The sequence below is a fragment of the Variovorax sp. J22P240 genome, from assembly GCF_030316855.1.
In the GTDB taxonomy this organism is placed as follows: domain Bacteria; phylum Pseudomonadota; class Gammaproteobacteria; order Burkholderiales; family Burkholderiaceae_C; genus Variovorax.
Genome location: NZ_JASZYR010000005.1, coordinates 128,462 through 153,743 on the forward strand (window position 1 = coordinate 128,462; position 25,282 = coordinate 153,743).

Annotated in this window: 25 protein-coding genes and 3 riboswitches; of the genes, 17 read left to right on the plus strand and 8 right to left on the minus strand. The window is 66.2% G+C overall.

Annotated elements, in window-relative coordinates; translation table 11 throughout:
• Positions 1-7: 7 nt before the first annotated feature.
• Together QTI24_RS15445 and QTI24_RS15450 are read left to right on the plus strand one after the other, a co-directional pair.
• On the plus strand, positions 8-796 hold the full coding sequence (locus tag QTI24_RS15445; protein WP_286601572.1) for a PhaM family polyhydroxyalkanoate granule multifunctional regulatory protein: 789 nt from the start codon (positions 8-10) through the stop codon (positions 794-796).
• Between the two features lie 35 nt (positions 797-831).
• A complete protein-coding gene (locus tag QTI24_RS15450; RefSeq protein WP_286601574.1) occupies positions 832-2,100 on the plus strand; it encodes an FIST signal transduction protein in 1,269 nt (422 codons plus the stop codon).
• 11 nt (positions 2,101-2,111) lie between these two features.
• On the opposite strand, the gene QTI24_RS15455 is transcribed toward QTI24_RS15450, so the two are convergent.
• The 3 genes from QTI24_RS15455 to QTI24_RS15465 all read right to left on the minus strand — a co-directional run bounded on the left by QTI24_RS15455 (position 2,112) and on the right by QTI24_RS15465 (position 6,056).
• The gene (locus QTI24_RS15455; RefSeq protein ID WP_286601576.1) at positions 2,112-3,413 is read right to left on the minus strand and encodes a D-amino acid dehydrogenase; all 1,302 of its coding nucleotides are present in this window, start codon (positions 3,411-3,413) and stop codon (positions 2,112-2,114) included.
• Positions 3,414-3,500: 87 nt separating this feature from the next.
• A riboswitch (glycine riboswitch) is annotated at positions 3,501-3,618 on the minus strand.
• Positions 3,619-3,626: 8 nt separating this feature from the next.
• Positions 3,627-3,723, minus strand: a riboswitch (glycine riboswitch).
• Positions 3,724-3,749: 26 nt separating this feature from the next.
• Positions 3,750-5,021 carry an FAD-dependent oxidoreductase gene (locus QTI24_RS15460; protein ID WP_286601577.1) on the minus strand — a complete coding sequence of 424 codons (1,272 nt, stop codon included), beginning with the start codon at positions 5,019-5,021 and terminating at the stop codon, positions 3,750-3,752.
• A 56-nt stretch (positions 5,022-5,077) separates the two neighbouring features.
• Positions 5,078-5,184: riboswitch (glycine riboswitch) on the minus strand.
• Positions 5,185-5,321: 137 nt separating this feature from the next.
• Positions 5,322-6,056: a helix-turn-helix domain-containing protein gene (locus QTI24_RS15465; protein WP_286601578.1), complete on the minus strand. Its 735-nt coding sequence runs from the start codon at positions 6,054-6,056 to the stop codon at positions 5,322-5,324.
• 123 nt (positions 6,057-6,179) lie between these two features.
• Between QTI24_RS15465 and QTI24_RS15470 the strand changes: the two genes are divergently transcribed.
• From QTI24_RS15470 to QTI24_RS15500, 7 genes are all read left to right on the plus strand, one after another.
• Positions 6,180-7,022: a hypothetical protein gene (locus tag QTI24_RS15470; RefSeq protein ID WP_286601579.1), complete on the plus strand. Its 843-nt coding sequence runs from the start codon at positions 6,180-6,182 to the stop codon at positions 7,020-7,022.
• Positions 7,023-7,048: 26 nt separating this feature from the next.
• Positions 7,049-9,001, plus strand: a complete 1,953-nt coding sequence (locus QTI24_RS15475) for an MFS transporter (RefSeq protein ID WP_286601580.1) — start codon at positions 7,049-7,051, stop codon at positions 8,999-9,001.
• Between the two features lie 10 nt (positions 9,002-9,011).
• The gene (locus tag QTI24_RS15480) at positions 9,012-9,671 is read left to right on the plus strand and encodes a phosphatase PAP2 family protein (protein ID WP_286601582.1); all 660 of its coding nucleotides are present in this window, start codon (positions 9,012-9,014) and stop codon (positions 9,669-9,671) included.
• A gap of 103 nt (positions 9,672-9,774) precedes the next feature.
• Positions 9,775-10,260 carry a YiaA/YiaB family inner membrane protein gene (locus tag QTI24_RS15485; RefSeq protein ID WP_286601583.1) on the plus strand — a complete coding sequence of 162 codons (486 nt, stop codon included), beginning with the start codon at positions 9,775-9,777 and terminating at the stop codon, positions 10,258-10,260.
• A gap of 41 nt (positions 10,261-10,301) precedes the next feature.
• On the plus strand, positions 10,302-10,760 hold the full coding sequence (locus QTI24_RS15490) for a hypothetical protein (RefSeq protein ID WP_286601585.1): 459 nt from the start codon (positions 10,302-10,304) through the stop codon (positions 10,758-10,760).
• An 89-nt stretch (positions 10,761-10,849) separates the two neighbouring features.
• On the plus strand, positions 10,850-11,641 hold the full coding sequence (locus tag QTI24_RS15495) for a DUF2145 domain-containing protein (RefSeq protein ID WP_286601936.1): 792 nt from the start codon (positions 10,850-10,852) through the stop codon (positions 11,639-11,641).
• Positions 11,642-11,693: 52 nt separating this feature from the next.
• Positions 11,694-12,788 carry a serine endopeptidase gene (locus tag QTI24_RS15500; protein ID WP_286601586.1) on the plus strand — a complete coding sequence of 365 codons (1,095 nt, stop codon included), beginning with the start codon at positions 11,694-11,696 and terminating at the stop codon, positions 12,786-12,788.
• Here QTI24_RS15500 and QTI24_RS15505 read toward each other — a convergent pair.
• The gene (locus tag QTI24_RS15505; protein WP_286601588.1) at positions 12,761-13,540 is read right to left on the minus strand and encodes an SDR family NAD(P)-dependent oxidoreductase; all 780 of its coding nucleotides are present in this window, start codon (positions 13,538-13,540) and stop codon (positions 12,761-12,763) included. The genes QTI24_RS15500 and QTI24_RS15505 overlap by 28 nt on opposite strands.
• 128 nt (positions 13,541-13,668) lie before the next feature.
• Here QTI24_RS15505 and QTI24_RS15510 point away from each other — a divergent pair, with 128 nt between their 5' ends.
• A complete protein-coding gene (locus QTI24_RS15510) occupies positions 13,669-14,601 on the plus strand; it encodes an aldose 1-epimerase (protein ID WP_286601590.1) in 933 nt (310 codons plus the stop codon).
• A 5-nt stretch (positions 14,602-14,606) separates the two neighbouring features.
• Here the strand turns inward: QTI24_RS15510 and tgt are convergent, their stop codons facing one another.
• Both tgt and queA read right to left on the minus strand, forming a co-directional pair.
• The gene (tgt, locus tag QTI24_RS15515; RefSeq protein ID WP_286601591.1) at positions 14,607-15,779 is read right to left on the minus strand and encodes a tRNA guanosine(34) transglycosylase Tgt; all 1,173 of its coding nucleotides are present in this window, start codon (positions 15,777-15,779) and stop codon (positions 14,607-14,609) included.
• Complete coding sequence (queA, locus tag QTI24_RS15520; protein WP_286601592.1) at positions 15,773-16,825, minus strand: tRNA preQ1(34) S-adenosylmethionine ribosyltransferase-isomerase QueA; 1,053 nt, start codon at positions 16,823-16,825, stop codon at positions 15,773-15,775. The genes tgt and queA overlap by 7 nt, the downstream gene beginning before the upstream one ends.
• Before the next feature lie 76 nt (positions 16,826-16,901).
• On the opposite strand from queA, the gene recG reads away from it, so the two are divergent.
• The 4 genes from recG (at position 16,902) to ubiA (ending at position 21,762) form a co-directional block, all read left to right on the plus strand.
• Positions 16,902-19,022: an ATP-dependent DNA helicase RecG gene (gene recG, locus QTI24_RS15525; protein ID WP_286601593.1), complete on the plus strand. Its 2,121-nt coding sequence runs from the start codon at positions 16,902-16,904 to the stop codon at positions 19,020-19,022.
• Between the two features lie 137 nt (positions 19,023-19,159).
• A complete protein-coding gene (locus tag QTI24_RS15530) occupies positions 19,160-20,125 on the plus strand; it encodes a LysR substrate-binding domain-containing protein (RefSeq protein ID WP_286601939.1) in 966 nt (321 codons plus the stop codon).
• A gap of 136 nt (positions 20,126-20,261) precedes the next feature.
• Positions 20,262-20,855 (plus strand): Dps family protein, encoded by a 594-nt coding sequence (locus tag QTI24_RS15535; RefSeq protein WP_286601594.1) that lies wholly within the window; start codon positions 20,262-20,264, stop codon positions 20,853-20,855.
• Positions 20,856-20,922: 67 nt separating this feature from the next.
• Positions 20,923-21,762: a 4-hydroxybenzoate octaprenyltransferase gene (gene ubiA / locus QTI24_RS15540; RefSeq protein WP_286601940.1), complete on the plus strand. Its 840-nt coding sequence runs from the start codon at positions 20,923-20,925 to the stop codon at positions 21,760-21,762.
• 16 nt (positions 21,763-21,778) lie between these two features.
• Here the strand turns inward: ubiA and proC are convergent, their stop codons facing one another.
• Positions 21,779-22,636, minus strand: a complete 858-nt coding sequence (gene proC / locus QTI24_RS15545) for a pyrroline-5-carboxylate reductase (RefSeq protein WP_286601595.1) — start codon at positions 22,634-22,636, stop codon at positions 21,779-21,781.
• Between the two features lie 3 nt (positions 22,637-22,639).
• Positions 22,640-23,755: an esterase-like activity of phytase family protein gene (locus QTI24_RS15550; RefSeq protein ID WP_286601596.1), complete on the minus strand. Its 1,116-nt coding sequence runs from the start codon at positions 23,753-23,755 to the stop codon at positions 22,640-22,642.
• A gap of 269 nt (positions 23,756-24,024) precedes the next feature.
• Between QTI24_RS15550 and rplN the strand changes: the two genes are divergently transcribed.
• From rplN to rplE, 3 genes are read left to right on the plus strand one after another with little or no spacing between them, the layout of a single operon-like run.
• Positions 24,025-24,393, plus strand: a complete 369-nt coding sequence (rplN, locus tag QTI24_RS15555) for a 50S ribosomal protein L14 (RefSeq protein ID WP_068674584.1) — start codon at positions 24,025-24,027, stop codon at positions 24,391-24,393.
• A 13-nt stretch (positions 24,394-24,406) separates the two neighbouring features.
• The gene (gene rplX, locus QTI24_RS15560) at positions 24,407-24,724 is read left to right on the plus strand and encodes a 50S ribosomal protein L24 (RefSeq protein WP_286601597.1); all 318 of its coding nucleotides are present in this window, start codon (positions 24,407-24,409) and stop codon (positions 24,722-24,724) included.
• Between the two features lie 11 nt (positions 24,725-24,735).
• Positions 24,736-25,275, plus strand: a complete 540-nt coding sequence (rplE, locus tag QTI24_RS15565) for a 50S ribosomal protein L5 (protein WP_028250827.1) — start codon at positions 24,736-24,738, stop codon at positions 25,273-25,275.
• Positions 25,276-25,282 lie beyond the last annotated feature (7 nt).

A 25,282-nucleotide genomic window follows, 5' to 3' on the forward strand; every position in this document is an offset into this window, starting at 1 on the left:
ACCGCCCATGAGCGACGCGAGCAAGCCTTTCGCCTTCAGCCAGTTCGTCCCGGGCTTCGACTTTCTCCGGAACCTGGCGAGCGGCAGCGCGTCGGCCGGCGCGAGCGCGGTGCCCGGCATGCCCAGCCTCTCGAGTTGGGTGGCGCCGACGCTCAGCGTCGAGGAAGTCGACAAGCGCATCCAGGAACTCAAGACCGTGCAGTACTGGCTCGAGCAGAACGGCCACGCGCTCAAGGCGACCATCCAGGCGCTCGAAGTGCAGAAGATGACGCTCTCGACGCTGCGCGGCATGAACGTACGGATGGAAGACCTGGCCAGTGTCTTCACGCGGCCGCCGAGCGCTCCGGCACCGGCGCCCGCGCCTTCGTTCCGTGCCGCGCCGCCGGCCCCCGAGCCGGAAGTCGAAGAGGAAGAGGAAGAAGAAGAGCAAGAAGAGGAAGAAGTCGAGGAGGAGCCCACTGCAAAGGCGAAGCCTACGAAGGCGTCCGCGGATACGGCGGCGGATGCCGCTGGCGTCATCGACCCGATGCAATGGTGGGGCGCACTCACGCAGCAGTTCCAGCAGATCGCCAGTTCGGCGATGCAGGACGCCTCGCAGCTGAAGGTACCTGCCATGGCGCAGCCGCTGGCCGATGCGGTCGGCAAGGCAATGAGCCCGGCGCCGGCCAAGTCGGCACGCAAGTCTGCCACCGCTGCCGCCAAAAAGACGGCACAGAAGGCACCTGCCACCGGTCGCAGCGTTGCTGCCGCCGGCAAATCATCGGCTCCTGCACGCAAGCGCGCGCGCGGACGCTGAACATCCGAAACGAACCCAGACAGAAAGCCGCGCGCATGAAGCTGTTTCCCTCCGGCCACGCCACCCATCCGCAATGGCGCATGGCGGCCGGGCTCGTGCTCGCCCAACTTCGGGCGCAGATGGCGCTGCCCGACTACGCCCGTTCGCCCTCCCTGGGCCTGCTCTACATCACCGACCACTACGGCGCCGACGCGCAGGAAATCCTCGACCACCTCGGCGCCGAGCTGCCCGAGATCACCGACTGGTCCGGCACGGTGGGGGTGGGCGTGGCAGCCAACAATGCCGAGTATTTCGACGAGCCGGCGCTCAGCGTGATGCTGTGCGAACTGCCGAGCGACCAGTACCGCGTGTTCTCGGGCGTGGCGCCGCTCGCCAGTTCGGAGATGAGCGGTTTTGCCGCCCACACGGCGCTCGTGCATGCCGATCCGCGGACGCCCGAGCTCGGCGAACTGATCGCCGAGATGGCCGACCGGACCGACACCGGCTACCTGTTCGGCGGGCTCTCTTCAGGGCGCGCCGGTTCGCTGCAGTTCGCCATCGGCGGCAACGGCAACATCCGGGGCCATGGCGCCGTCGGCGGCGTTTTCTCGGGTGGCTTGTCGGGCGTGGTGTTCGGCGAAGGCGTGCGCCTGGTGTCGCGCGTCACCCAAGGTTGCCAGCCGGTATCGCGCGAACGCGAGATCACCGAGGCCGATGGCAACCTACTCCTCAAGCTCGATGGCGAGCCCGCGCTCGACGTGCTGCTGGACGACCTGCAGGTATCGCTCGATGCGCCGGAGCAGGCGGTCGAAGCCGTGCGCGCCACGCTCGTCGGTTTGTCCGAAGCCGGCAGCGATGGGCTCCGGCGCACCCGCGATCTCGGCGCCGACGTGCGGGTGCGGCACATCATCGGACTCGACCCGACGCGTCGCGGCGTGGCGATTGCGGACGTTGCCGAAGCTGGCATGCGCATGAGTTTCTGCCGGCGCAACGCGCAGGCCGCACGCTCGGACCTCATGCGCGTGTGCGCCGAAATCCGTGAGGAGCTGGAGCCGGAAGAGCAGACGCTGGCCACCGCTCGCGCGGTGGCCGCTGGTGAGGCCGAAGCGGCGCCGCATCCGGCCCGGCGCATCGCTGGAGCCGTGTATGTGAGCTGCTCCGGTCGAGGCGGGCCGCATTTCGGTTCGCCGGGCGCCGAATTGCAGATCGTGCGCCACGCGCTGGGTGACGTGCCGCTGGTCGGCTTCTTCGCCGCCGGCGAGATCGCACGGAACCACCTGTACGGCTACACCGGCGTCCTGACGGTCTTCACCAGCAACGACTAGCCGCGGCAGTCTCAGGCCGGCTGAAGGGTCGGCGAAGCGTTCGCGCGCAAGCCGGTGAAGGCGAAGTCCACCTCCGGCGCGAGCCCGCTCACGATGCGGGCAATCGACTTGCCCGATCCGCATGCGTGCGTCCAGCCGAGCGTGCCGTGCCCGGTGTTGAGGAACAGGTTGGGCAGCTTCGTCGCTCCGATCAGCGGCACGTTGCTCGGCGTCGCCGGGCGAAGGCCGGTCCAGAACTGGGCCTGTTCGGTGTCGCCGGCGCCGGGGAACAGCTCCTCGACGCGACGCACGATCGCCTCGCAGCGCACGCGGTTCAGGTCGCGGTCATAGCCGTTCAGTTCGGCCGTGCCGGCAATGCGGAGACGGTCGCCGGAAGCCGATGTGTAGCGCGAGAACACGAGCTTGAACTCGTCATCCGTCAGCGAGACCTGGTGCGCCTTGGAGGCGTCCTTGACAGGCAGGGTGACCGAGTAGCCCTTGGCCGGATAGATGGGCAGGCGGATGCCCAGTGGCGCAGCATAGAGCGGGCTCAGCGAGCCCATCGCGAGCACGAAGGCATCGCCGCGAATGCGCTGGAAGCGGCCTTCGTTGTCGGTGGCCTCGACGTGGTCGATGCTGCCACCGGCATCGCGCAACGCGGTCACCGTGTGGCTCATCAGGAACTTGACGCCGGCCGCCGTTGCCAGGTTCACGAGTTCGCGCGCGAAGCGGTTGGCGTCACCGGACTCGTCCTCGGCCGTATAGGTGGCGCCGGCCAGTTGGGGACGGATGTGCGCCAGTGCGGGCTCGATCTTCACGGCTTCGTCGGCCGAAATCACCTGGCGGTCGCAGCCCAGTGCGCGCATCTGCTCGGCGGGCTCGAGCGCGGCGTCGAACTCCTTCTGCGTCGTATAGAAGTGCAGGATGCCCTGCGTGCGCTGGTCGTAGCCGATGCCGGTGTCGCGGCGCAGTTGCTGCAGCGTGTCGCGGCTGTACGTGCCGAGCCGCACGATCTGCTCGATGTTGTGGCGGGTGCGCGCCGGCGTGCATTCGCGCAGGAATTGCAAGCCCCACAACCATTGGCGCATGTCGGCGCGAATGCGAAAGAGCAGGGGGGCATCTTCCTTGCCGAGCCATTGCAGCACCTTCAGCGGTGCGCCCGGATTGGCCCAGGGTTCGGCATGGCTCACCGAGATCTGGCCGCCGTTGGCAAAGCTGGTTTCGGCGGCCGGCGTGGCCTGCCGGTCGATGACGGTCACTTCGTGGCCGAGTTGCTGGAGGTAGTAAGCCGAGGTCACGCCGAGCAGGCCGGCGCCAAGAACGATCACGCGCATATCAAGACCCTTGAAGGTTGCAGCGCTTGAACGAAACGGAAACGGAAGCTGAAAAAAGAAAAAGCAACCGGACCGTGCGTCCAAGTTGCCGCTCCCCCTGTCCTCGGTACCTGAGAGATTCACCCGTTGCGCCCGCAAGGGGTTTGCTCCTTCGGTGCATCACGCTCACATGCAAGTGGCGTGATGGCTCTCCAGACGGCTATGACAGTTGGTGCAGTACAGGCTCGTCTTGCGAGCCGACCTGAGCGTTTATGGGAGTTTGCGCCTTCGGTGGAGCCGCTTGCGCGGCCCGCTCTCCTGCAGTGGGGCGATTGTAGGGGCCCGGCGCCCTTTGCGCTACAGGCTTCGGAAGGCGAACTGGAGTTCGGGCCGCAGGCCGCTGACGATGCGGGCGATCGACTTGCCTGCGCCGAGTGCCGTGATCCAACTGGGGGTGCCGGGGGCAGTATTGAGGAAGAGGTTGGGCAGGCGCGTCTTCCCGATCATCGGCAGGCGATTCGTGCTCACGGCGTGCATCTCGGTGGCGAGAGAGGCTCGTGCCGTGTCCGCCGCACCGGGGAGCAGCTTTTCCACGCGTCGCAGGATGGCATCGAAGCGATCCGAATCCGGTTCGCGATCTTCCTCGAGGCCGGCGCGTACGGTGGCGGTGACGCGCAATTGGTCGCCTTCGGGGGTTTCGATGCGGGTGATGCGCAGCTTGCCTTGCACGTCGCGCAACGCGACGCGCGGGGCACGGGACGCATCCTTGACCGGTATCGTGACGATGTACTCGCGCACGAAGCGCAGCGGCATGTCGACGCCGAGGTATTCCGCATGCGGCACGCTGGATGCGCCCAGCGCCAGCACGTAGGCTTGCGCGCGCAGCGTCATGGGCTGGCCCGCGGGGTCGAGCAACTCGACGCGGTCGATGCGGCCGTCGCGGTCCTTCAGCGAAACCACGGTGTGCTTCGTCAGGAAGCGCACACCCGCAGCGCGGCACATGAAGACGAGACTTGCGGCGAACTGCGCAGGATCACGGGCCGGGTCTTCGACCGAATAGGTGGCTCCGGCGAGCTTCGCACGCATGGCCAGCAGCGCGGGTTCCATGCGGATCGCGTCGTCGGCCGAGAACAGTTGTTCCTCGCAGCCCAGTTCGGACCAGTGCGGCGCGCGCGCCAGGCGGGCGCCGAAGGCTTCCGCGCAGGTGAAGACATTCAGCAGACCGCCTACACGCGAGCCCTGGGGCAAGCCGCCCTCCTCCCGAAGCACGCGAGCGCTCTTGCGGCTGTAGGCGGCAAGACGCACGAGGTGTTCGCGGGGATCGCGCTGGGGGCGCGCGCCGATGGCCCTGTCGACCAGCCTGGAGACGTGCCGGCGCATGCCTGCGCGCAGCTTGGCCCATCTGCCCAGTGTGCTTCCCGTGCCCGTGGAATCGGCCCCGGAACACTGCGGCGTCGGTGCGCCGCCCTGCGGCGCCACACGGCCACGGGCCTTGGCCGCGGGCGTCGCATGCCGGTCGACCACGGTCACTTCGTGACCGAGCTGCTGAAGGTAATAGGCCGATGTGACGCCGAGCAAGCCGGCGCCGAGCACAACCACGCGCATGTCCAGATCCTTGTGGGATGACATGAACGGCGGGTGTTGGTGCTCACTGTGCGGAGCGGCCGTGACCCGAGGTTCAAACTGCCGCTCCCCCTGTCTCTGTTACCTGAGAGATTCATCCGGTGCGACCTGCAGCGGACTTGCTCCTTCGGTGCGCCACATGGCGTGGCGTCTCTCCAGTCGGCGATGTTTCAATAGGAAGCAGTGACCGAACCGCGAATGCGGTTCACCTGAGCGTTCATGGGAGTTTGCGCCATCGGTGGGACGGCAGTGCGTCCACTTTTCTGCAGCCCAGGATTTTATAGAGGAAACCGGTTTCTGTGTGTTTCAGGCTCGGCGCAGGCGCGTGAAGAGCTCGAACTCCCAGTTGCGCATGCCCAGCAGCAGGGTGTAGCCCTCGCGCTCCTTGGGCGAAAGCTTCTGGTCGGTCTGGTGCTGCTGTGCGAAGTCCTGCGCGACGCGCTGCAGGCGGTCCAGGAAGGCGGGCGCGAGCGACTTGCTGATCGATCCGTGCACCAGCAGAAGCCCCTCGGCGGGGCCGTCGAAGCCGCCGCGGTAGTAGTCGAGCACGACGTTCTCGCGAAAGAAATCCATGACCGGGCCGTGGGGCCGCCAGCGGAAGGTCTTCGCCAGCTTCAGCCGGTAGCGGTTCAGCGGGCGCAGTTCGATGATGCCGATGCGGTCGAGCTGCGCCAGGTAGCCGATGCATTCGGCTTCGGTGATCCGGTAGGCGCCGACGATCTGCTCCAGCGTCCATTGGCTCAGCACGCAGATGGCCAGCAGCAGGAGCTTCTTGTCCTTGACCACCGCCTTTTCCTGCTCCAGCGTCAGTTCCTTGAGCAGCGGCTGCGCGTCGGCCACGCGCCGTGCGAGTTCGGCGAAATCGATCTTGAGGGCCCGGCAGATGGCATCGACCCGGGTGAGCGGCATGTCGCCCTTGGCAAGCATTCGCTTGACGCTGGATTCGGCCATGTCCAGCGACTTGGCGAGATCCGCGTAGGTCATATGGGCGTTCTTGAGTTCGTTCTTGAGGGCCTGGACCAGGTCGACGGTGGTGCTCATGAGGGGGGCGGGTATTGCCGGCTGATACCGGGAGTGGTGGAAAAGTACGCCGTATCGATTTTCGATGCCGAACGGTGGGTTGACAACCTAGATTCCACCCCAAGCCAACCACCGGAGCCCGCCATGTCCCTGTCGTCCCTCTCCCACCGCGAACGCTGCCTGCTGTCGTTGTTCGCCCTGCTCGTGCTGGCAGCGGTCGTGGGGCCGGCGGTTCCCTCGTCCGGGCTCGGTGCGGCGCCCTTTGCCGATGGCCACGCCTGGCGCGGCCTGCCGAACGCCATGGACGTGCTGAGTAATCTGCCTTTTGCCGCGATCGGCATCTGGGGCCTGCGCTGGCTGCATTGGCTCGATCGCGCGCACGAACAAGCCCAGGATGCGGCGCCGCTGCCCCAGGCCGCATTCCAGCCGCCCGTCAATTCGCTGGATTGCGCGTGGATGTTCTTCGCGGGCCTGATCCTCACGGCCGTGGGATCGGCCTTCTATCACCTGGAGCCCGACAGCATGCGCCTGGCGGCCGACCGCGCCGGCATGGCCGTGGCCTTCGCGGGGCTGGTGGGCTTCGCAGTGTGCGAGCGGGTGAGTGCGCGCGCCGGCTGGCCCGCCGCCTGGTTCACGCTGGCAGGCGGGCTGCTGGCGGCGGCCATCTGCCACACCACCGGGAACGCGCTGCCCTGGGCGCTGGTTCAGTTCGGCGGCATGGCGCTGGTTGCGGCGCTGGCGCTGACCAAGCCGTTGAACGGCGCGATCGGCCTCAAGCTCGGCTGGGTGATCTTCTTCTACCTGCTCGCCAAGATGTTCGAGCTGGCGGACCATGCGATCTTCGAAGCGACGCATCAGTTCGTGTCGGGGCACAGCCTCAAGCACCTGACCGCGGCGCTGGCGGCGCTGCCGGTTCTGCATGCCTTGCAGGCCATCGAACGGCAAGCCCTGCGGCACAATCCGGGCGCCGCCACCGTGACGGCGTGAGGGATCCTGCCAGCAAGGCTTTACGAATGACAACATCCGCCGACGCGTCTCCCCCCAGCGCGCCCGATTCGCACGGGCACGCCAACCAGTTTGCCCTCCTGGGCCAGCGGCGCTTTGCACCCTTCTTCTGGACGCAGTTCGCAGGCGCGGCCAACGACAACCTCTTCAAGTTCGCCTTTACGGTGATGGTCACGTACCAGCTGCAGATCAGCTGGATGCCACCCGCCATGGCGGGGCTGGCGATCGGCGCGTTGTTCATCCTGCCCTTCCTGCTGTTTTCCGCCACGGCGGGGCAGCTCACGGACAAGTACGACAAGACGAAGATGATCCGCTTCGTCAAGAACCTCGAGATCGCCATCATGCTGGTGGCCGCGTGGGGATTCTTCCGGGGGGATGCCGCGGTGCTGCTGGGCTGCGTCTTCCTGATGGGGCTGCACTCGACCTTGTTCGGCCCGGTCAAGTTCGCATACCTCCCGCAGGTGCTGGATTCCCGCGAACTCACGGGCGGCAACGGCATGGTCGAGATGGGGACCTTCGTCGCCATCCTGCTCGGGCAGGTCGCCGGCGGCCTGCTGGTGGCGCTGCCGGAGGTCGGTCATGCGACGGTGGCTTTCGCCTGCGTGCTGCTGGCCCTGGTCGGGCGATGCGTGGCACAGGCGATTCCGTCTGCACCGGCCACCGATCCGGGCCTCACGATCAACTGGAACCCGATCAGCGAGACCTGGCGCAACCTCAGGCTGGCCCACGGCAACCTCGTCGTGTTCCGATCGCTGCTGGGCATCTCCTGGATGTGGTTCTTCGGCGCGGTATTCCTGAGCCAGTTCCCGAGCTTCGCAAAGGAAGTGCTGCACGGCAACGAACAAGTCGCCTCGCTCCTGCTCGTGGTCTTCTCGGTCGGTATCGGCATTGGCTCGCTGCTGTGCGAGACGCTCAGCCGCCGTCAGGTCGAAATCGGCCTGGTGCCGCTCGGCGCCATCGGCATGAGCGTGTTCGCCATCGACCTGTACTTTGCATCGCGTGCGCTTCCAGCGCTGGGCGACATGGGTCTGGGCAGCTTTGTGCGCGAGCCGGCCCATTGGCGCGTGATGGCCGACCTGGGCTTGCTGTCGCTTTTCGCGGGCCTCTACAGCGTGCCGATGTACGCACTGATCCAACTGCGCAGCCAGCCCACGCACCGGGCGCGGATCATTGCGGCCAACAACATCCTCAATGCGCTGTTCATGATCGGCAGCTCGATCATCGCGGGCGCCTTGCTCAAGGCCGGCTTCACGATCCCGCAGATATTCCTGTTCACGGGTATCGCCAACGCGGTCGTGGCCTTCTATATCTTCATGCTGGTGCCGGAGTACCTGCTGCGCTTCGTGGCCTGGATGCTCTCCCGCTTCGTCTACCGCTTCGACGTGAAGGGTGACGAGCACATTCCAACCGAAGGTGCCGCGGTACTGGTCTGCAACCACGTGAGCTTCATCGATGCGGTGCTGCTGATGGCCGCGAGCCCGCGTCCGATCCGCTTCATCATGGACCACCGCATCTTCCGCGTGCCGGTGCTCGGATGGCTGTTCAGGCTGGCCAAGGCGATCCCCATCGCACCGCAGAAAGAGGATCCGGCGGCCTACGAAGAAGCATTCGCGCAGGCTGTGCAGGTGCTGCGCGAGGGCGACCTGCTCGCGATCTTCCCGGAGGGCGCGATCACGCGCGACGGCAGCCTGCAACCGTTCAAGGGCGGCGTGATGAAGATCCTGGAGTCCGCGCGTGCCGAAGGAATCGACGCGCCGGTCATCCCCATGGCGCTGACCAATCTCTGGGGCTCGTATTTCAGCCGGGTCGAGGTGCGCGACGGACAGAACGTCGCGTTGGTGCGTCCTTTCCGGCGCGGGTTCTTCAGCCGGGTCGGGCTCAACGTCGGCGATGCGATGGCCCAGGCGGACGTGCAGCCCGAGGCCTTGCAGCGGCGCGTGAGCGGCTTGCTGAGCGCGTGACGGCTGTCTGATGGTCCTGCCCCTTTCGGAGGTGTTCTGGCACTCGCTCACCTGGTTCGGTGACAGCGGGTTTCTGTTGCCCGCCGCGCTGTGGATCGCGGTCTGGCTCGGCATCCGCAGCGCCACGCGGCCGTCCGCGTTGCTGTGGGTGGTGCTCTTCGGTGTCGGCGGCAGCCTGATCGCTGCGTCGAAGATTGCCTTCCTGGGCTGGGGCATCGGGAGTGCCACCCTCAACTTCACCGGCTTCAGCGGCCACACGGCGATTTCGGCGAGCGTTTGGCCGGTCGCGTGCTGGTTGACGGTCTCGCGCTATGAACATCGCGTGCGGGTTGCCGCTGCCTCGTTCGGCCTGGTGTTCGCCGCGCTCATCGGCGCATCGCGGCTGGCGATCTACGCACATTCCAAGTCGGAGGTCGCGGCCGGCTTCGCCCTCGGCGTGGCGGTCAGCGGCATTTTTCTCTGGCAGCAGCATCGCTTGCCGCATCCCCGTGTGAACTGGACGCTGGTGCTGCTCAGCCTTGCCACACCCATCTTCTTTCTTCGGCCGGGCAACCCGGCGCCGACGCAGGGCGCGCTCGAGGTGATCGCGATGCGCCTGGCGGGTACCGACCGGCCCTACACGCGCGCCGACCTGCTCGCGCGTCGCCAGAAGGCGTCCGGTATCGAATAAAGATACCGGTGGCGCAGGAAGTCGCCACCGGTGCATTAGTTCACGCTTTGCGGCGGAAGTGCGAAACATGATTCGCGCACTTTCACTTCGCCGCGAGGCTTCCATGCATCCCTTCTCTTCCAACGTCTCCATCCAGCGCGACACGCGCGCCTGGCAAGTGCAGGTCTGGGTCTCGTTCGGGTTGGCCGTGTTCCTGTGCGCCACCGGCTTGACCTGGCTGCCGGGACAGGCGCTGGACCGCGCTTTCATGGTGATGGGCTACGTGTTCTGCCTCTCGGCGGCATTCGTGCTCGCGAAGTTCGTGCGCGACAACCAGAGCGGCGCGGTCCTGAGCGCCGGCGACACGCCGATGTGGAAGCTGGTCGTCTGGGGCGGCTTCTTCACCGCGATGGGGCTGACGGGCTGGGGCCTGCTGCGGATGGACATCAGCGAGACCTACAAGGCCTTCCTCGGCGTGAGCTGGCTGTTCCTGATCAGTTCGGCCTTCACGCTGGCCAAGACGCTGCGCGACCGCCACGAAGCCGATCTCGCCGAAGCGCGCCTGCAAGGACGCCGTGAAGCCCGTGCCGAAGCAGGCACCGCCCAATGACCAAGCAACCCGTTCACGACCTCTCTCAAGGAGTGCCCATCATGAAGCAGTACCTCACCACTGTTCTCGTCGCCGTCTGCGCGGCCCTGGCCAACGTGCTCGTTCCCGCGGAGGCTCACGCCCAGAGCGAAGCCTCCGCCGCCCTGTCGGTGTTGCCGGTGGCCTCCGTCGTCGGGGCGGCCTCGGCCACCGGTGCAGCGGCGAGCGCGGTGGTGGCCGTGCCGGCGGCCCTGTCGGTGGGCGGTGCCGTGCTGACCGTGGTCGCCATCGAGGCATCGGTCGACGGCACGGTCTTCCTGCTCGAAAGGGCGTCCGACGGTGCCCGGGCCAGCGTGAAGGTCCTGGGCAGGGTCGCCCATGGCGCTTCGATCGTCGTCGGCTCGACCGTCACCGTCAGCGTGATCGCCAGCGGCGTCATCCTGTCGGCGGCGGGTGAAGTGCTGGCCTTCGTACCCAATGCCCTTGGCCGCGCGCTGCTCTACAACGAGAGGCTGTCATGAAGCGCTCGTCCACCAACTTCGGGCCTTACGAACGCGAGTACCAGGCCCGCCTGTCGCGCTCGCGGCGCCTGCTGAGGACCGCGTTGCACATGGTCCTGACGGCTGCTGCCGTCGCACTGGCGAGCGTGTTCCTGTTCCCGCTGGAGGCGCATGCGGGCCGGTCGTGCGAGCAGTCGAAGCCGAACGCCGCGGCGGTCATCAAGGGCATGCAACTCGCGGAACGTACGGCCAGGGAACTCGACGCGAGCGGCGAGCGCGTCGTGCTGCTCGCCCGTGCAGGGCAGGATCTGGGCAAGTACGGCCTGCGCTACTCGCACCTCGGGCTGGCCTACAAGACCGAAGCAGGCAACTGGCGTGTCGTGCACAAGCTCAACCAGTGCGGCACGGCGGTCGCCACTGTGTACCGGCAGGGTCTGGGCGAATTCTTCCTGGACGATCTGTGGCGCTACGAAGCGGCCTGGGTCGTGCCGACCCCGGCCGTCCAGGCGCAGTTGCTGGCGGCGCTCAACGAGTCGCCCGCGCGCGTCATCCGACTGCACACGGCGCCCTACAGCATCGTGAGCTATGCGTGGGGCCACAAGTACCAGCAATCGAACCAGTGGGCCGTCGAGACGCTGGCCGGCGCGATGGAACCGACGACCATCCGGACCCGCGACCAGGCCCAAGCCTGGCTGCACTTCAAGGGCTATGAGCCGACGACGCTCAGGCTCGGCCCGCTCACCCGGCTCGGCGGCCGCGTCGGTTCGGCCAACGTGGCTTTCGACGACCACCCCAGCGAGAAGCGCTTCACCGACCGCATCGAGACGGTGACCGTGGACTCGGTCTTCGCCTGGCTGCCTCGCGCGGGGCTCGGCGCCGCGCCGGTGGTGCTCAAGCTCTAGACCAGAATCGTGCGATTCACGACCAGAACCTCCAACACGAAAAAGGAATGCGATGAGCAAATCCCTGCGCCTGTCCGAAAAGTGGTTTCGCCGCGGCCTCTGGCTGGTGGCGGTGGTTTTTGCGAGCTTCCTGATCGGACTGGGCAGCACGATCGTCGGCGACCTGCCGCGGGTCGAACACAAGCTCGAACTGGACGACTTCATCGACCGGGCCGCCGCGGAGCCGCTGCGCAACACGATCCGCGAAGGCAACCTCACGGAGCAGCAGGCGACGCGTGAACGCGAGCAAGCGGATCTCAAGCTCCTCACCGCCCAGCAGGCAAGCCGCGCGGCCCGCGAGACCTTCGCGAACTGGATCGCAACCCGACGCGCCACGGCGCAACCGGATCAGGACATCGAACTCGTCGCCCGCACCAAGGCGCTGGATGCGTTGAAGGTGAAGGAGGACGAAGCGCAGCGCGCGGTCGGTGTGCAGCGCCAGGTTGCGCTGGACGCCCGGCAGTCACGCCAGCGCGCGCAGCAGCAACTCGCGGCTCTGGAGAACGATGCGCGCACCAAGCTGGACGCGGAGTACCGACGGGTGGAGTTGCGCGTGTTCGGCTACCGGCTCGCCCTCACGCTGCCGCTACTGGCGATCGCGGGCTGGCTGTTCGTCAAGAAGCGCAAGAGCACGTGGTGGCCTTTCGTCTGGGGCTTCATCTACTTTGCGCTGTTCGCATTCTTCGTCGAACTCGTGCCCTACCTGCCGAGCTACGGCGGCTACGTGCGCTACGCGGTAGGCATTGTGGTGACCGTGCTGGTCGGGCGCTATGCGATCATTGCGCTCAATCGCTATCTGGCGCGTCAGAAGCTCGCCGAGGCGCAGCCGGACACGGTGCGCCGCAACGAGTTGAGCTACGACACGGCACTGGCGCGGCTCGCGAAGAGCGTGTGCCCGGGATGCGAGCGGCCGGTGGACCTGAAGAACGCCGAGATCGATTTCTGCCCGCACTGCGGCATCGGCCTGTTCGACCATTGTCACGTGTGCGAGGCGCGCAAGAGCGCGTTCGCCAAGTTCTGCCACGCCTGCGGTGCGGTAGCCGCAGCGGCAAGCTCGCCGGGTCCGGCAGGCTTGCCGGGTCAGGTCCAGCCGGCGTCGACCACGTAGTTCTGTGCGGTGCACATCTTCGAGTCGTCCGCGGCGAGGAAGAGCGCCATGCTGGCGATGTCCTCGGCCATCACGCGGCCGGGGAGGCACTGGGCGGCATCGATCTCGGCGCCCGACTCGGGCTTGACCCAGAGCCGCAACTGGCGCTCGGTCATCACCCAGCCCGGCACGATCGTATTGACGCGAATGTTCTGCTTGCCGAGGTCGCGCGCCAGCGAGCGCGTGAGTCCTTGGATGGCCGCCTTGCAAGCCTGGTAGACCGGATATCCGGCACCCTTGATCATCCAACTGACCGAACCGAAATTGATGATCGAACCGCTGCCGAGTGCGCGCATGTCGTCCGCCACCGCCTGCGCGGCAAAGAACTGGTGCTTGAAGTTGATCGCCATCAACCGGTCGAAGTCCTCGCTGGTGACATCGGCCATGTCATGGCGGCGGTCGTTGGCTGCATTGTTGACGAGCACCTGGATGGGCCCGAAGCGCGCACGCACGGCGGCAATCGTCGCACGCAGCGCATCCACGTCGGTGACGTCGCATCCGGTGAATAGCACCTCGTTGTCGTTGCCCAGTTGAGTCGCCAGCGCCTGGCCGGCCTTGACGTCGAGATCGCAGAAGCCGACGTGGGCGCCCTGTGCATGGAAGGCGCGAACCAGCGCCTCGCCGATGCCGGTGGCGCCACCGGAAATGAAGACGGTGCGGCCGGCGAGCGATGGGTAGCGGGCCGATGGGGCAGGGGAGGTCGATTCGGTCATGAATGGATCCGTACGGGAAGAGGGTGACCGGGCGATTGCGCGGCCGGCGCGATTTTGATCCTCAACCGTGTCGCGTGCCACCCGTGTGAACGAGAATGCCGCGACCGCAATGATCCGTGGCGCATCGAATGAACGAGACCCAACCTTTCTCAGCGTCCGAAGCCCTCGTGCAGCTTTCCGCTGGCCCTCTGCGCCTGTTGCTCGCGCCGGAGGTCGGGGGCGCCGTGGCAGCGTTCTACGACGAACAGGCCGATGGGCGCTTCGACTGGCTGCGCCCTGCGACCGACGATGCCTTGCGCCGGCGTGATCTGTTCGCGATGGCAAGCTTTCCCCTCGTGCCCTGGTGCAACCGCATCCGCGATGGTCGGGCGCAATTCGGCGGCCGGGACATCGCGATCGCGCCCGGTCACCCGGCGGGACCTTCCGGCAAGCACCCGCTTCACGGAACCGGATGGCTGCGGCCGTGGCAGGTGGCGCAAGCCTCGCCCGCGCAGGCCACGCTGGTGCTGACATTCGAGGCCGATGCACAGTGGCCCTGGCGCTTCGAGGCTTCGCAACGGTTCGAACTCGACCCGACGGGGCTCCGCTGCACCGTCGCGTTGACCAATCGCGACACGGCGCCGATGCCGGCAGGCATCGGCCATCACCCCTATTTCCCGCATCACGAGGGCACCCGCCTGCAGACGTCCACGGCGGCCATGTGGCGCGGCGATGCGCAGGTGATGCCGGTCGCGCTCGAACCGACGGCGGAAGTGGCGCAATTGCACAAAGGCGTGCTTCTGGCCGAACTGGATCTGGACAACAACTTCACCGGCTGGCAACGCCAGGCCCGCATCGAGTGGCCGGCGTCATCCCGCACGCTGGTGATGGCGGCCGAGTCTCCGCTCGATTTCTTCGTGCTGTACTGCCCGCGCGGCGCCGATCATTTCTGCGCGGAGCCGGTGAGCCAGTGCACGGATGCGATCAACCTGTCGAGTCGCCACGGCCCCGAAGAAGTGGGCGGCGCGGTGCTCGCGCCGGGCGAAACGCTGACGGGGTGCTGGACACTCCGGTCAGCGTAAGCGCGTCAGACGCCGCGCGCGCGATCGGCCTTGAAGCTGGTGCGGAACTCCGTGAAGCGCCCGGCTTCGAGCGCCTCGCGGATCTCGCGCATCAGGTTCAGGTAGTAGTGGAGGTTGTGAATGGTCGTGAGCATCGGCCCCAGCATTTCGCCGCATCGGTCGAGATGGTGCAGGTAGGCGCGGCTGAAGCCGTCGCGGCCGCCGTCGTTCCATGCCACGCCCGAAGCGCCCGCGCAGGCGTGGCAGGTGCAGCTCGGGTCGATCGGCTGCGGGTCGCTCTTGTGGCGCGCGTTGCGCATCTTGAGGTCGCCGTAGCGCGAGAAGAGCGTGCCGTTGCGCGCATTGCGGGTCGGCATCACGCAGTCGAACATGTCGACGCCCTGCGCCACGCCTTCGACCAGGTCTTCGGGCGTCCCGACACCCATCAGGTAGCGCGGCTTGTGCGCCGGCAGCTTGTGCGGTGTGTGCGCCATGATGCGCAGCATCTCGTCCTTGGGCTCGCCCACGCTCACGCCGCCGATCGCGTAGCCTGGGAAGTCCATCTCGACCAACTGAGCTAGGGATTCCTCGCGCAGGTTCTCGAACATGCCGCCCTGCACGATGCCGAAGAGAGCGTTCGGGTTCTCGAGCCGAGCGAACTCGCTCTGGCAGCGACGCGCCCAGCGCAGGCTGAGTTCCATCGACTTGCGCGCTTCGGCTTCGGTCGTCACGTGGCCCTGCGTGTCGTAGGGCGTGCATTCGTCGAACTGCATGACGATGTCGCTGTTGAGGATGGTCTGGATCTGCATCGAGACCTCCGGCGTGAGGAAGAGCTTGTCGCCATTGACCGGCGAGGCGAACTTCACGCCTTCCTCGCTGATCTTTCGCATCGCGCCCAGCGACCAGACCTGGAAGCCGCCCGAGTCGGTCAGGATGGGCTTGTCCCACTTCTCGAACTGGTGCAGGCCGCCGAAGCTCGCCATGACGTCGAGGCCCGGACGCATCCACAGGTGGAATGTGTTGCCCAGGATGATCTGCGCGCCCATCTCTTCGAGGCTGCGCGGCATCACACCCTTGACGGTGCCGTAGGTGCCCACCGGCATGAAGATCGGCGTCTGCACCACGCCGTGGTTCAGCGTGAGCGTGCCGCGCCGTGCGTGGCTTTCCGGGTCGGTGGCGAGGAGTTCGAAATTCAGCATGGTGTTAAGTTCTTTCGGGCCAAAAGCATCGCGTCGCCGTAGCTGAAGAAGCGGTAGCGCTCGCGGATCGCGTGGGCGTACAGATCCATCACTCTTTCGTAGCCCGCGAAGGCGCTGACCAACATCATGAGCGTGCTCTTGGGCAGATGGAAGTTGGTGACGAGCAGGTCGACGTGCTCGAAGGCGAAGCCTGGCGTGATGAAGATGCGCGTATCGCCCGTTGCCTCGCCACTCTTGGCCCAGGATTCGAGCGTGCGGACGGTGGTGGTGCCGACGGCGACGATGCGGCCGCCACGCGCTTTCGTTTGGGCGATGGCGCGTTGCGTTGACTGCGGAACCTCGTAGCGTTCGGCATGCATCGTGTGCTCGGCGATGTTCTCCGTCTTGACAGGCTGGAAGGTGCCGGCTCCGACATGCAGCGTGACATTGGCGCGCTGCACGCCGCGCGCGTCGAGTTCGCCCAGAAGCGCGTTGTCGAAATGCAGTGCCGCCGTCGGTGCGGCGACCGCGCCCGGCACGCGGGCGAACACGGTCTGATAGCGGCTCTCGTCGTCCGTCGAATCGGTGTGCGTGATGTACGGCGGCAACGGAACGTGGCCGCAGCGCGCCATCAGCGCGTAGGGGTCTTCACCGGACGGGCTTTCGAAGCGGAAGCGGAAGAGGGCGCCGTCTTCCTCGGGCCATCGGCCGAGCAGCGTCGCGCTGAAGCCGCCGACCATCGCGAGCGTGGTGCCGACCGGCGGCTTCTTGCTGACCTTCATGTGCGCGACGACTTCGTCGCCTTGCAGCACACGCTCGACCAGCAATTCGAGCTTTCCGCCGGTGGGCTTTTCGCCGAATAGGCGCGCCTTGACGACGCGCGTGTCGTTGAAGACGAGCAGGTCGCCGGCGCGCAGCAGAGAGGGCAGCTCCCTGAATATCCGATCGACGGTCGGTTCGGCGGAGCCATCGAGCAATCGGGAAGCGCTGCGTTCGGTGGCGGGATGTTGGGCCACCAGTTCGGGTGGCAGGTCGAAATCGAAATCGGAAAGCGTGAAGGCGCGCATGGTGCTTGAGGGCCGGACGGGCCCGTGCCAAGGAGGCGTGAGTGATGAGGGTCGAAGAGGCGGGCAGAATTGTCCCATGCCCGCCGCCGCCAAGTCCCCGCCACTGCAAAAGCCCGTACCCGAGGCCGAACCCGCACGGGCGCCCGGCACGGGCCTGAGCGTGGTGCAGCGTGCGCTGCGCAAGCTCGGCCTGCTTCGGGATATCGACTTCGCGCTCTACCTGCCGATGCGCTACGAGGACGAAACGCGCGTCGTGCGGCTGGCGGATGTGCGCGACGGCGAGATGGCGCAGATCGAAGCCGTCGTGACCGACAGCGAGGTGGTCTTTCGCCCCCGACGCCAGCTGATCGTGACCGTGGACGACGGCAGCGACACCTGCCAGTTGCGCTTTTTCAATTTCTATCCGTCGCAGCAGAAGCAGTTGGCAGTCGGTGCGCGCGTGCGCCTGCGTGGCGAGGTGCAGGGCGGATTCCTGGGCCGGCAGATGATGCACCCCGCCGTCAAGGCCGCGGGCACAGCGTTGCCGGAAGCGTTGACGCCGGTCTATTCGACGATCGCGGGCCTGGCCCAGCCGGTGTTGCGGCGCGAAGTGCGTTCCGGCCTCGCGCGGGCCGCGCTCGACGAGACCTTGCCCGCGGGCGCTGCGCCGCACGGCGCATGGGACTTGCGGCGTGCGCTCTCGTTTCTTCACTACCCCGCGCCCGACGTTGCGATAGCCACGCTGGAAGACCACAGTCATCCCGCCTGGCAACGCCTCAAGGCGGACGAACTTCTGGCTCAGCAGCTGTCGCAATTGCAGGCGCGCCGTGCGCGCGCCGCGCAACGCGCACCAGTGCTCGACAAGGCCGCGTCAGGCGGCCCCTTGCACGCGGAACTGCTGACCGCGCTGCCGTTCGCTCTGACCGGCGCGCAACAACGGGTGGGCGTCGAGATCACCCGCGATCTGGCGCGCGACATCCCGATGCATCGCCTGCTACAGGGCGACGTGGGATCGGGCAAGACCGTGGTCGCGGCGCTGGCGGCCGCCCGCTGCATCGATGCGGGCTTTCAATGCGCGTTGATGGCGCCGACCGAAATCCTCGCGGCGCAGCACTTCGGCAAGCTCGTCGGCTGGCTCGATCCCTTGCTGGCCGAGCGCGGCTTGCGGGTCGCCTGGCTCACCGGCAGCCAGAAGAAGAAGGAGCGCGATGCGATGTCGGCGGCGGCCGAGAGCGGCGAGGCCGCGCTCGTGATCGGGACGCATGCCGTCATCTCGGAGAAGGTGCGGTTCAAGAACCTGGCGCTGGCGATCATCGACGAGCAACACCGCTTCGGCGTGGCGCAGCGGCTTGCCTTGCGCGGCAAGGCCGGCGGGGAACTGGAGCCGCATCTTCTGATGATGAGCGCCACGCCGATCCCGCGCACGCTGGCGATGAGCTATTACGCCGACCTCGATGTGTCGACGCTCGACGAGCTGCCGCCGGGACGCACGCCCATCGTCACCAAGCTCGTGGCGGAGCATCGGCGCGACGAAGTCATCGACCGTATCCGCTTCCAGGTCGAGCAGGGGCGGCAGGTCTATTGGGTGTGTCCGCTGATCGAGGAAAGCGAGGCGGTCGATTTGCGCAACGCCACCGCGACGCGCGACGAATTGGCCGATGCGCTGGGCGAGAAGGTCAGCGTCGGGCTGCTGCATTCGCGCATGCCGACGGCCGAGAAGCAGGCGGTGATGGAAAGCTTCACCGCCAACCAGCTTCAGGTGCTGGTGAGCACGACCGTGATCGAGGTCGGCGTCGACGTGCCCAACGCTTCGTTGATGGTCATCGAGCATGCGGAGCGATTCGGGCTCTCGCAGTTGCACCAGTTGCGCGGCCGTGTCGGACGCGGCGCCGCGGCATCGGCCTGCGTTCTGCTGTACGCGCCCAATGAAGGCGGACGGGTCGGTGAGGCCGCCCGCGCCCGCCTCAAGGCCATGGCGGAAACCAGCGACGGCTTCGAGATCGCGCGCCGCGACCTGGAGATTCGCGGCCCCGGCGAATTCCTCGGCGCGCGCCAGTCCGGCGCGCCGTTGCTGCGCTTCGCGGACCTGAGCACCGACGTCATGCTGCTCGACTGGGCGAGAGAACTGGCCCCCCGCATGCTCGACCGGCACCCGGCGCTGGCCGAAAAGCATGTCGATCGCTGGCTTGGCAGCAAGGCCGAATACCTCAAGGCCTGACCTCGGCCGGCGAAGCCAGGCCTCCTCGCGAAACACCGCGGACCGGCTCTGCCGGCCCGCCGGAGTTGCCCCCGGCAGGGGGTAGGCGGCTACACGAAGTGAGCAAGCCTGGGGGCGAGCAATAATTGACGAAAACTATGACGCTCACGGAACTCAAATACATCGTCGCCGTTGCTCGCGAGCGGCATTTCGGCAAGGCTGCGGAAGCTTGTTACGTCTCGCAGCCGACCTTGTCTGTCGCGATCAAGAAACTCGAGGACGAACTCGAGGTCAAGCTCTTCGAACGCAGTGCCGGTGAAGTGACGGTCACGCCGCTGGGCGAGCAGATCGTGCAGCAGGCGCAAAGCGTGCTGGACCAGGCTGCCAGCATCAAGGAAATCGCCAAGCGCGGGAAGGACCCCTTGTCCGGGCCGCTCAACCTGGGCGTGATCTACACCATCGGTCCCTACCTCCTGCCTGACCTGGTGCGCCAGAACATCGCGCGGACGCCGCAGATGCCGCTGGTGCTGCAGGAAAATTTCACCGCCAAGCTGCTCGAGATGCTGCGCGCCGGCGAGATCGATTGCGCGATCATGGCCGAGCCCTTTCCCGACACGGGACTGGCCTTGGCCTCGCTCTACGATGAACCTTTCGTGGCGGCCTTGCCGGCCCATCACCCGCTGGCCGACCGCGAGTCCGTGACCTCTGACGAGCTCAAGAAAGAGACGATGCTCCTGTTGGGCACCGGTCACTGCTTTCGCGATCACGTGCTGGAGGTGTGTCCGGAGTTCGCCCGTTTTTCGAGCAACGCCGAAGGCATCCGCAAGAGCTTCGAAGGCTCGTCGCTGGAAACCATCAAGCACATGGTCGCATCAGGCATGGGCGTGACGCTGGTGCCACGCCTCTCGGTGCCAGCCGATGCGCTCAAGCCCAAGAGCAAGAGCCGCAAGGATCCCGAGCAGATCGTCCGCTACCTGCCTGTGCGCGACACGCAGGGCGGCGAGCCGCCGACGCGGCGCGTGGTCCTGGCATGGCGACGCAGCTTCACGCGCTACGAAGCCATCGCAGCGCTGCGCAACGCGGTCTACGCGTGCGAACTCCCGGGCGTCAAGCGTCTCTCGTAGCAAATTGCGCAATCGGCCTACGAGCCCTACGCGTCCCTGCCGCGGCAGCTGCGATAGAGTGCGGCTGTTGCGGAGCCCGCCCTCCGGCTTTCCTGCGTTTTTTGCCGTCAATCAACTGAAGAAAGAGTTCATCACCATGGCCAAAGTCGTGAAGAAACCCAAGTCCGCCGCCACCGCTGCGCCGTCCGCATCCGCTGGCAAGGTGCCCAAGAAGGGCGGCTTGGTGGTCGCGGAGGAGTCCGGCAGCCGAAATGCCCCGATCATCAACATCGGCATCGATCGCCAGGACCGCGCAGCCATCGCCGAAGGCTTGAGCCGTGTGCTGGCGGACACCTACACGCTGTACCTGACCACGCACAACTTCCACTGGAACGTGACGGGTCCGCACTTCAACTCGCTGCATGCGATGTTCATGACCCAGTACACCGAGCTGTGGGGCTCCACGGACGTCCTCGCCGAACGCATTCGCGCTCTGGGCCACTACGCACCGGGTTCGTATGCCGAGTTCAGCAAGATCGCGACCGTGCCCGATGTGCCGCAGAACCCGCCCAAGGCGATGGAGATGGTGCGCATCCTCGTCAAGGGACACGAAACCGTCTCGCGCATCGCGCGCGAATTCATTCCCGTGGCCGAAGAGGCGGGTGACGACCCGACCGCCGACATGCTGACCGCGCGCTGCACCGTGCACGACCAGACGGCCTGGATGCTGCGTTCGCTGCTTGAAGACTGATCCCGCCACCGACCCCGCCACGAGCGCGGCACAGCCTGCGCCCGCGCCTCATCGCGGGCGTTTTGCGTTGTACCTCGACCTGATCCGCTGGAATCGCCCGGCGGGCTGGCTGCTGCTGCTCTGGCCGACGCTGGGCGCGCTCTGGTTCGCGGCCGACGGATGGCCGGGCTGGCACCTGCTCATCGTATTCGTGCTCGGCACCATCCTCATGCGCAGCGCGGGCTGCTGCGTCAATGATGTGGCCGACCGCGATTTCGACCGACACGTCAAGCGCACGGCACAACGGCCCGTGACCAGCGGTGCGATCTCGGTGACTGAGGCGCTGGTCGTCGGCGCCGTGCTTGCGCTCGCTGCGTTCGGACTGGTGCTCACGACCAATCGCGTCACGGTGCTGTGGTCCTTTGCGGCGTTGGCCGTGACGTTGGTTTACCCGTTTGCGAAGCGCTTCGTGTCGATTCCGCAGGCGGTGCTGGGCATTGCCTTCAGCTTCGGCATTCCGATGGCCTTTGCGGCGGTGCAAGGCAACGTGCCCCCGCTGGCCTGGTGGCTGCTCGCGGGCAATCTGTTCTGGGTGCTGGCCTACGACACCGAGTACGCGATGGTGGACCGCGACGATGACCTCAAGATCGGCATGAAGACTTCGGCCATCACCTTCGGGCGGCTCGACGTCGCGATCGTCATGGCGAGCTACGCAATCTTCCTGGCCACCTGGACTGGGGCGGGTGCGGGCAAGTCGCTGGCCGCGCTCTTCTTCGTCGCCATCGGGATTGCGGCAGCGCAGGCGCTATGGCACTGGCGACTGATTCACGACCGGACACGCGACGGCTGCTTCAAGGCCTTCCGGCTCAACCATTGGCTCGGCTTCACCGTGTTTGCCGGCGTCGTGGCCGGCTACGCGTTGCGTTGAGCGCGGCAATTTTCCTTCAACCGCGCCCGAATTCCTGACCCAGCTCGGCGGCGCGCTGGTGCGCGGCGCGGATGGCGGCCTTGAATTTCGCCTTGATGTCGGCACTCTCCATGGCCGTGATGGCGGCGTAGGTGGTGCCGCCCTTCGATGTCACGCGTTCGCGCAGGACCGCCGGCGGTTCAGTCGCACTGCTGGCCAGGGCGGAGGCGCCGGTGAATGTACCCACGGCGAGTTGATGCGCCTGTTCCGGCGTCAGGCCGAGGTCGACGCCGGCTTCTGTCATCGCCTCGATGAAATAGAACACGTAGGCCGGACCGGAGCCTGAAATCGCCGTGACGGCGTCGAGTGCCGCTTCGGCGTCGACCCAGATCAGGTCTCCGGTGGGGGCGAGCACCTGTTCGACCAGCTTTCGACCACCGCTGTCCACGGTCTCTCGCGCAAAGAGGCCGGTCATGCCCTGCCCGACGAGCGCCGGCGTATTGGGCATGGCGCGAACCACACGCTCCGTGCCGAGCCAGCGGACGATGCTGTCGGATGGGATTCCGGCGGCGACCGAGAGATGGAGGGCGTTGGGGGCCAACCCACGCACTGGCTTTGCCGCTTCGGCGAAGCTCTGCGGCTTGACGGCCCAGACCACGACCTCGCAGCGCTCCAGGGCGCTGCCGGCTTCGGCCTGCGCCGTGATGCCGAAATCGTGGGCCAGCTTGGCGCGGGCTTCGGCGAAAGGCTCGACGACCTCGATGGATTCCGCGGGAACGTCCTGCTTGATGAGCCCGCCGATGATGGCACTGGCCATGTTGCCGCCCCCGATGAACGCGATGGGTGGCAAGGGTGTCGGCTCCCGGCGGGGCAGGAAAGTGACTGCGATGTTCATGACTTATCCGGTGAATTCGAATGCTGCGAACTGAGTGATCTGCAGCGGATTGAAATTGTCGTCGCTCACCGCGACCAGCAGGCGGCTGCCGTTCGGCAGATCGGGGCCCCAGCAAAGGCCCTCGCTGTTGTCCAGGCGGGACAGGCCAAGCGCGGCGAAGTCGGCGACCAGCTTCTTGGGCGCGGGAGTGTGATTGTCCCGGCTCAGGGCTTCCAGGGCCAGGGTATCGGTGGCGGCGCGGGTATCGATCTCGTAGAGCCTCAGCGAATTCCCGACCCCGGTGGCGTAGGCACGCTCCAGGACCAGCATGCGGTGGGCGTCGATCATCAGCACCTCGCTGACGCCGTTGTCGGCGGGCATGCCCGGCACCAAAGGGCGCAGCGGGATCGCATCTGGGACGTAGGCGATCTGGCGGCTGGCCTTGCCGGTTTCCAGATCGATCCGGGTGAATCGGCAAGGTCCGCCTGGCGCCGCCAGGGTGGGGATTGGGCCGTCCTGGACCAGCGCGTTTTCCATGGCCAGCCAGGCGTGGCGCGCATCCGGCGTCAGCGCCAGTCCCTCCAGGCCGAGGTTGTCCCTCGTGCCGCGGCGGCCTGCGGCGTCGGGTTGAAACACGTGGGGAAGCGGCATTTCGCGGATCAGCGTGCCGTCGCGTCTTGATTCGCAGAGGGTCGGGCCGAAGCCGCGCGGCACATCACCCTCGCTGGCCCAGAGCAGCGTGTCGGTGTCCGGGCGCAACCGCAGCGCTTCAGGATCGGGGACCGGCATGTCCTTCGGCGCGCGCCGGCGCGATGGCCATGGCGTACCGTCGCGTCGCCGGAATACAACGATGTCGACGAGACGAGGCGCCTCGGCTCCGGGGGCGGCTGTCCACTGCGCACTATAGAAGCGTGCCGGTGCCAGATCTGATCGGTCATCACTCAGGAGCAGGTACTCACGTCTTTGCGGGTCGTAGTCGATGCCGGACAATCCTCCGACGGTTGTCCCTTGAAAATCCGCGCGATGCGGCCAACGTGCTTCGGCAACAAGCCGCAGCCGTTGTGGCCCCGGTGCCACAACGGCCCCGCTCTTGCATCCCGCGATCCCGCTTGCGATGGGAATCGCCGCTGCAACCAGCATTTGTCGACGGGAAACCAGTGTTGAAAGTGTGGGTGGACGCTCTTGCACGGCCCGAAGTCTACGATTTCACAAAATTGCGCAAGGCAGGTTGTTGACGAAGCCGGCGGACTATGTGACAATCGCAGGCTTCGCTTGAAAAGGCGAATGCTTCTGCCCAGCGGAAGCGCACTGAAGTGGTTTCGGTGCGTGGACGACGGGCCCAAGACTGACCGCAGATCTGTTCCGGAGTGTCCGGGCGGCAAAACGGTACAAGTTGGGAATATCACAAAATGATCCAAACTGAATCCCGGCTCGATGTGGCCGACAACACGGGCGCGAAATCCGTCCTGTGTATCAAGGTGCTCGGTGGCTCCAAGCGGCGCTATGCCAGCGTCGGTGACGTCATCAAAGTCTCCATCAAGGAAGCTGCTCCGCGTGGTCGCGTCAAGAAGGGCGAGATCTACAGCGCAGTGGTGGTCCGCACCGCCAAGGGCATCCGTCGCGCCGACGGTTCGCTCGTCAAGTTCGACGGCAACGCAGCTGTGTTGCTCAACGCCAAGCTGGAGCCCATCGGCACCCGCATCTTCGGACCGGTCACGCGCGAACTGCGCACCGAGAAGTTCATGAAGATCGTGTCGCTGGCCCCCGAAGTTCTGTAAGGACAACAACGCCATGAACAAGATTCGCAAAGGCGACCAGGTCATCGTGTTGGCCGGGCGCGACAAGGGTAAGCGCGGCACTGTGTCGCTGCGCAAGGACGATTCCTACCTGATCGTCGACGGCATCAACATGGTCAAGAAGCACACCAAGCCGAACCCGCTCAAGGGCACGACTGGTGGCATCGTCGAAAAGACCATGCCCATTCATCAATCCAACGTGGCGATCTTCAATGCCGCGACCGGCAAGGCCGATCGCGTGGGCATCAAGGTCTCGGACGGCAAGCGCGTGCGCGTCTTCAAGTCCAGCGGCGACGAAATCAAGCTCGCCTAAGGGGTACTCACATGGCACGTCTCCAACAACACTATCGCGAAAAGGTCGCGAAAGATCTGACCGAAAAGTTCGGCTACACCTCGCCGATGCAGGTTCCGCGCCTGACCAAGATCACGCTCAACATGGGCGTGGGTGAAGCGGTTGCCGACAAGAAGGTTCTCGACAACGCCGTCGCCGATCTGACCAAGATCGCCGGCCAGAAGCCTGTCGTGACCAAGTCGAAGAAGGCTATCGCCGGCTTCAAGATTCGCGAGAACCAGCCGATCGGCTGCATGGTCACGCTGCGCGGTGTGCAGATGTATGAATTCCTGGATCGCTTCGTGACCGTGGCGCTGCCGCGCGTTCGCGACTTCCGCGGGATCTCCGGCCGCGCCTTCGACGGCCGCGGCAACTACAACATCGGCGTCAAAGAGCAGATCATTTTCCCCGAGATCGAATACGACAAGGTCGATGCCCTGCGCGGTCTCAATATCAGCATCACGACGACGGCCAAGACCGACGAAGAAGCCAAGGCGCTTCTCGCTGGCTTCCGTTTTCCGTTCAAGAACTGAGGCGACC

Coding starts and splice junctions, on each gene's coding strand:
- QTI24_RS15455 (WP_286601576.1), bottom strand. CDS start 3,413: ATGCGCGTGATCGTTCTTGGCGCCGGCCTGCTCGGCGTGACCTCGGCT.
- QTI24_RS15445 (WP_286601572.1), top strand. CDS start 8: ATGAGCGACGCGAGCAAGCCTTTCGCCTTCAGCCAGTTCGTCCCGGGC.
- QTI24_RS15530 (WP_286601939.1), top strand. CDS start 19,160: ATGACGCTCACGGAACTCAAATACATCGTCGCCGTTGCTCGCGAGCGG.
- QTI24_RS15535 (WP_286601594.1), top strand. CDS start 20,262: ATGGCCAAAGTCGTGAAGAAACCCAAGTCCGCCGCCACCGCTGCGCCG.
- QTI24_RS15460 (WP_286601577.1), bottom strand. CDS start 5,021: ATGTCATCCCACAAGGATCTGGACATGCGCGTGGTTGTGCTCGGCGCC.
- rplN (WP_068674584.1), top strand. CDS start 24,025: ATGATCCAAACTGAATCCCGGCTCGATGTGGCCGACAACACGGGCGCG.
- QTI24_RS15480 (WP_286601582.1), top strand. CDS start 9,012: ATGGTCCTGCCCCTTTCGGAGGTGTTCTGGCACTCGCTCACCTGGTTC.
- QTI24_RS15500 (WP_286601586.1), top strand. CDS start 11,694: ATGAGCAAATCCCTGCGCCTGTCCGAAAAGTGGTTTCGCCGCGGCCTC.
- recG (WP_286601593.1), top strand. CDS start 16,902: ATGCCCGCCGCCGCCAAGTCCCCGCCACTGCAAAAGCCCGTACCCGAG.
- queA (WP_286601592.1), bottom strand. CDS start 16,825: ATGCGCGCCTTCACGCTTTCCGATTTCGATTTCGACCTGCCACCCGAA.
- QTI24_RS15495 (WP_286601936.1), top strand. CDS start 10,850: ATGGTCCTGACGGCTGCTGCCGTCGCACTGGCGAGCGTGTTCCTGTTC.
- rplX (WP_286601597.1), top strand. CDS start 24,407: ATGAACAAGATTCGCAAAGGCGACCAGGTCATCGTGTTGGCCGGGCGC.
- QTI24_RS15450 (WP_286601574.1), top strand. CDS start 832: ATGAAGCTGTTTCCCTCCGGCCACGCCACCCATCCGCAATGGCGCATG.
- QTI24_RS15485 (WP_286601583.1), top strand. CDS start 9,775: ATGCATCCCTTCTCTTCCAACGTCTCCATCCAGCGCGACACGCGCGCC.
- proC (WP_286601595.1), bottom strand. CDS start 22,636: ATGAACATCGCAGTCACTTTCCTGCCCCGCCGGGAGCCGACACCCTTG.
- QTI24_RS15470 (WP_286601579.1), top strand. CDS start 6,180: ATGTCCCTGTCGTCCCTCTCCCACCGCGAACGCTGCCTGCTGTCGTTG.
- QTI24_RS15475 (WP_286601580.1), top strand. CDS start 7,049: ATGACAACATCCGCCGACGCGTCTCCCCCCAGCGCGCCCGATTCGCAC.
- QTI24_RS15510 (WP_286601590.1), top strand. CDS start 13,669: ATGAACGAGACCCAACCTTTCTCAGCGTCCGAAGCCCTCGTGCAGCTT.
- rplE (WP_028250827.1), top strand. CDS start 24,736: ATGGCACGTCTCCAACAACACTATCGCGAAAAGGTCGCGAAAGATCTG.
- QTI24_RS15505 (WP_286601588.1), bottom strand. CDS start 13,540: ATGACCGAATCGACCTCCCCTGCCCCATCGGCCCGCTACCCATCGCTC.
- tgt (WP_286601591.1), bottom strand. CDS start 15,779: ATGCTGAATTTCGAACTCCTCGCCACCGACCCGGAAAGCCACGCACGG.
- QTI24_RS15550 (WP_286601596.1), bottom strand. CDS start 23,755: ATGCTGGTTGCAGCGGCGATTCCCATCGCAAGCGGGATCGCGGGATGC.
- QTI24_RS15465 (WP_286601578.1), bottom strand. CDS start 6,056: ATGAGCACCACCGTCGACCTGGTCCAGGCCCTCAAGAACGAACTCAAG.
- QTI24_RS15490 (WP_286601585.1), top strand. CDS start 10,302: ATGAAGCAGTACCTCACCACTGTTCTCGTCGCCGTCTGCGCGGCCCTG.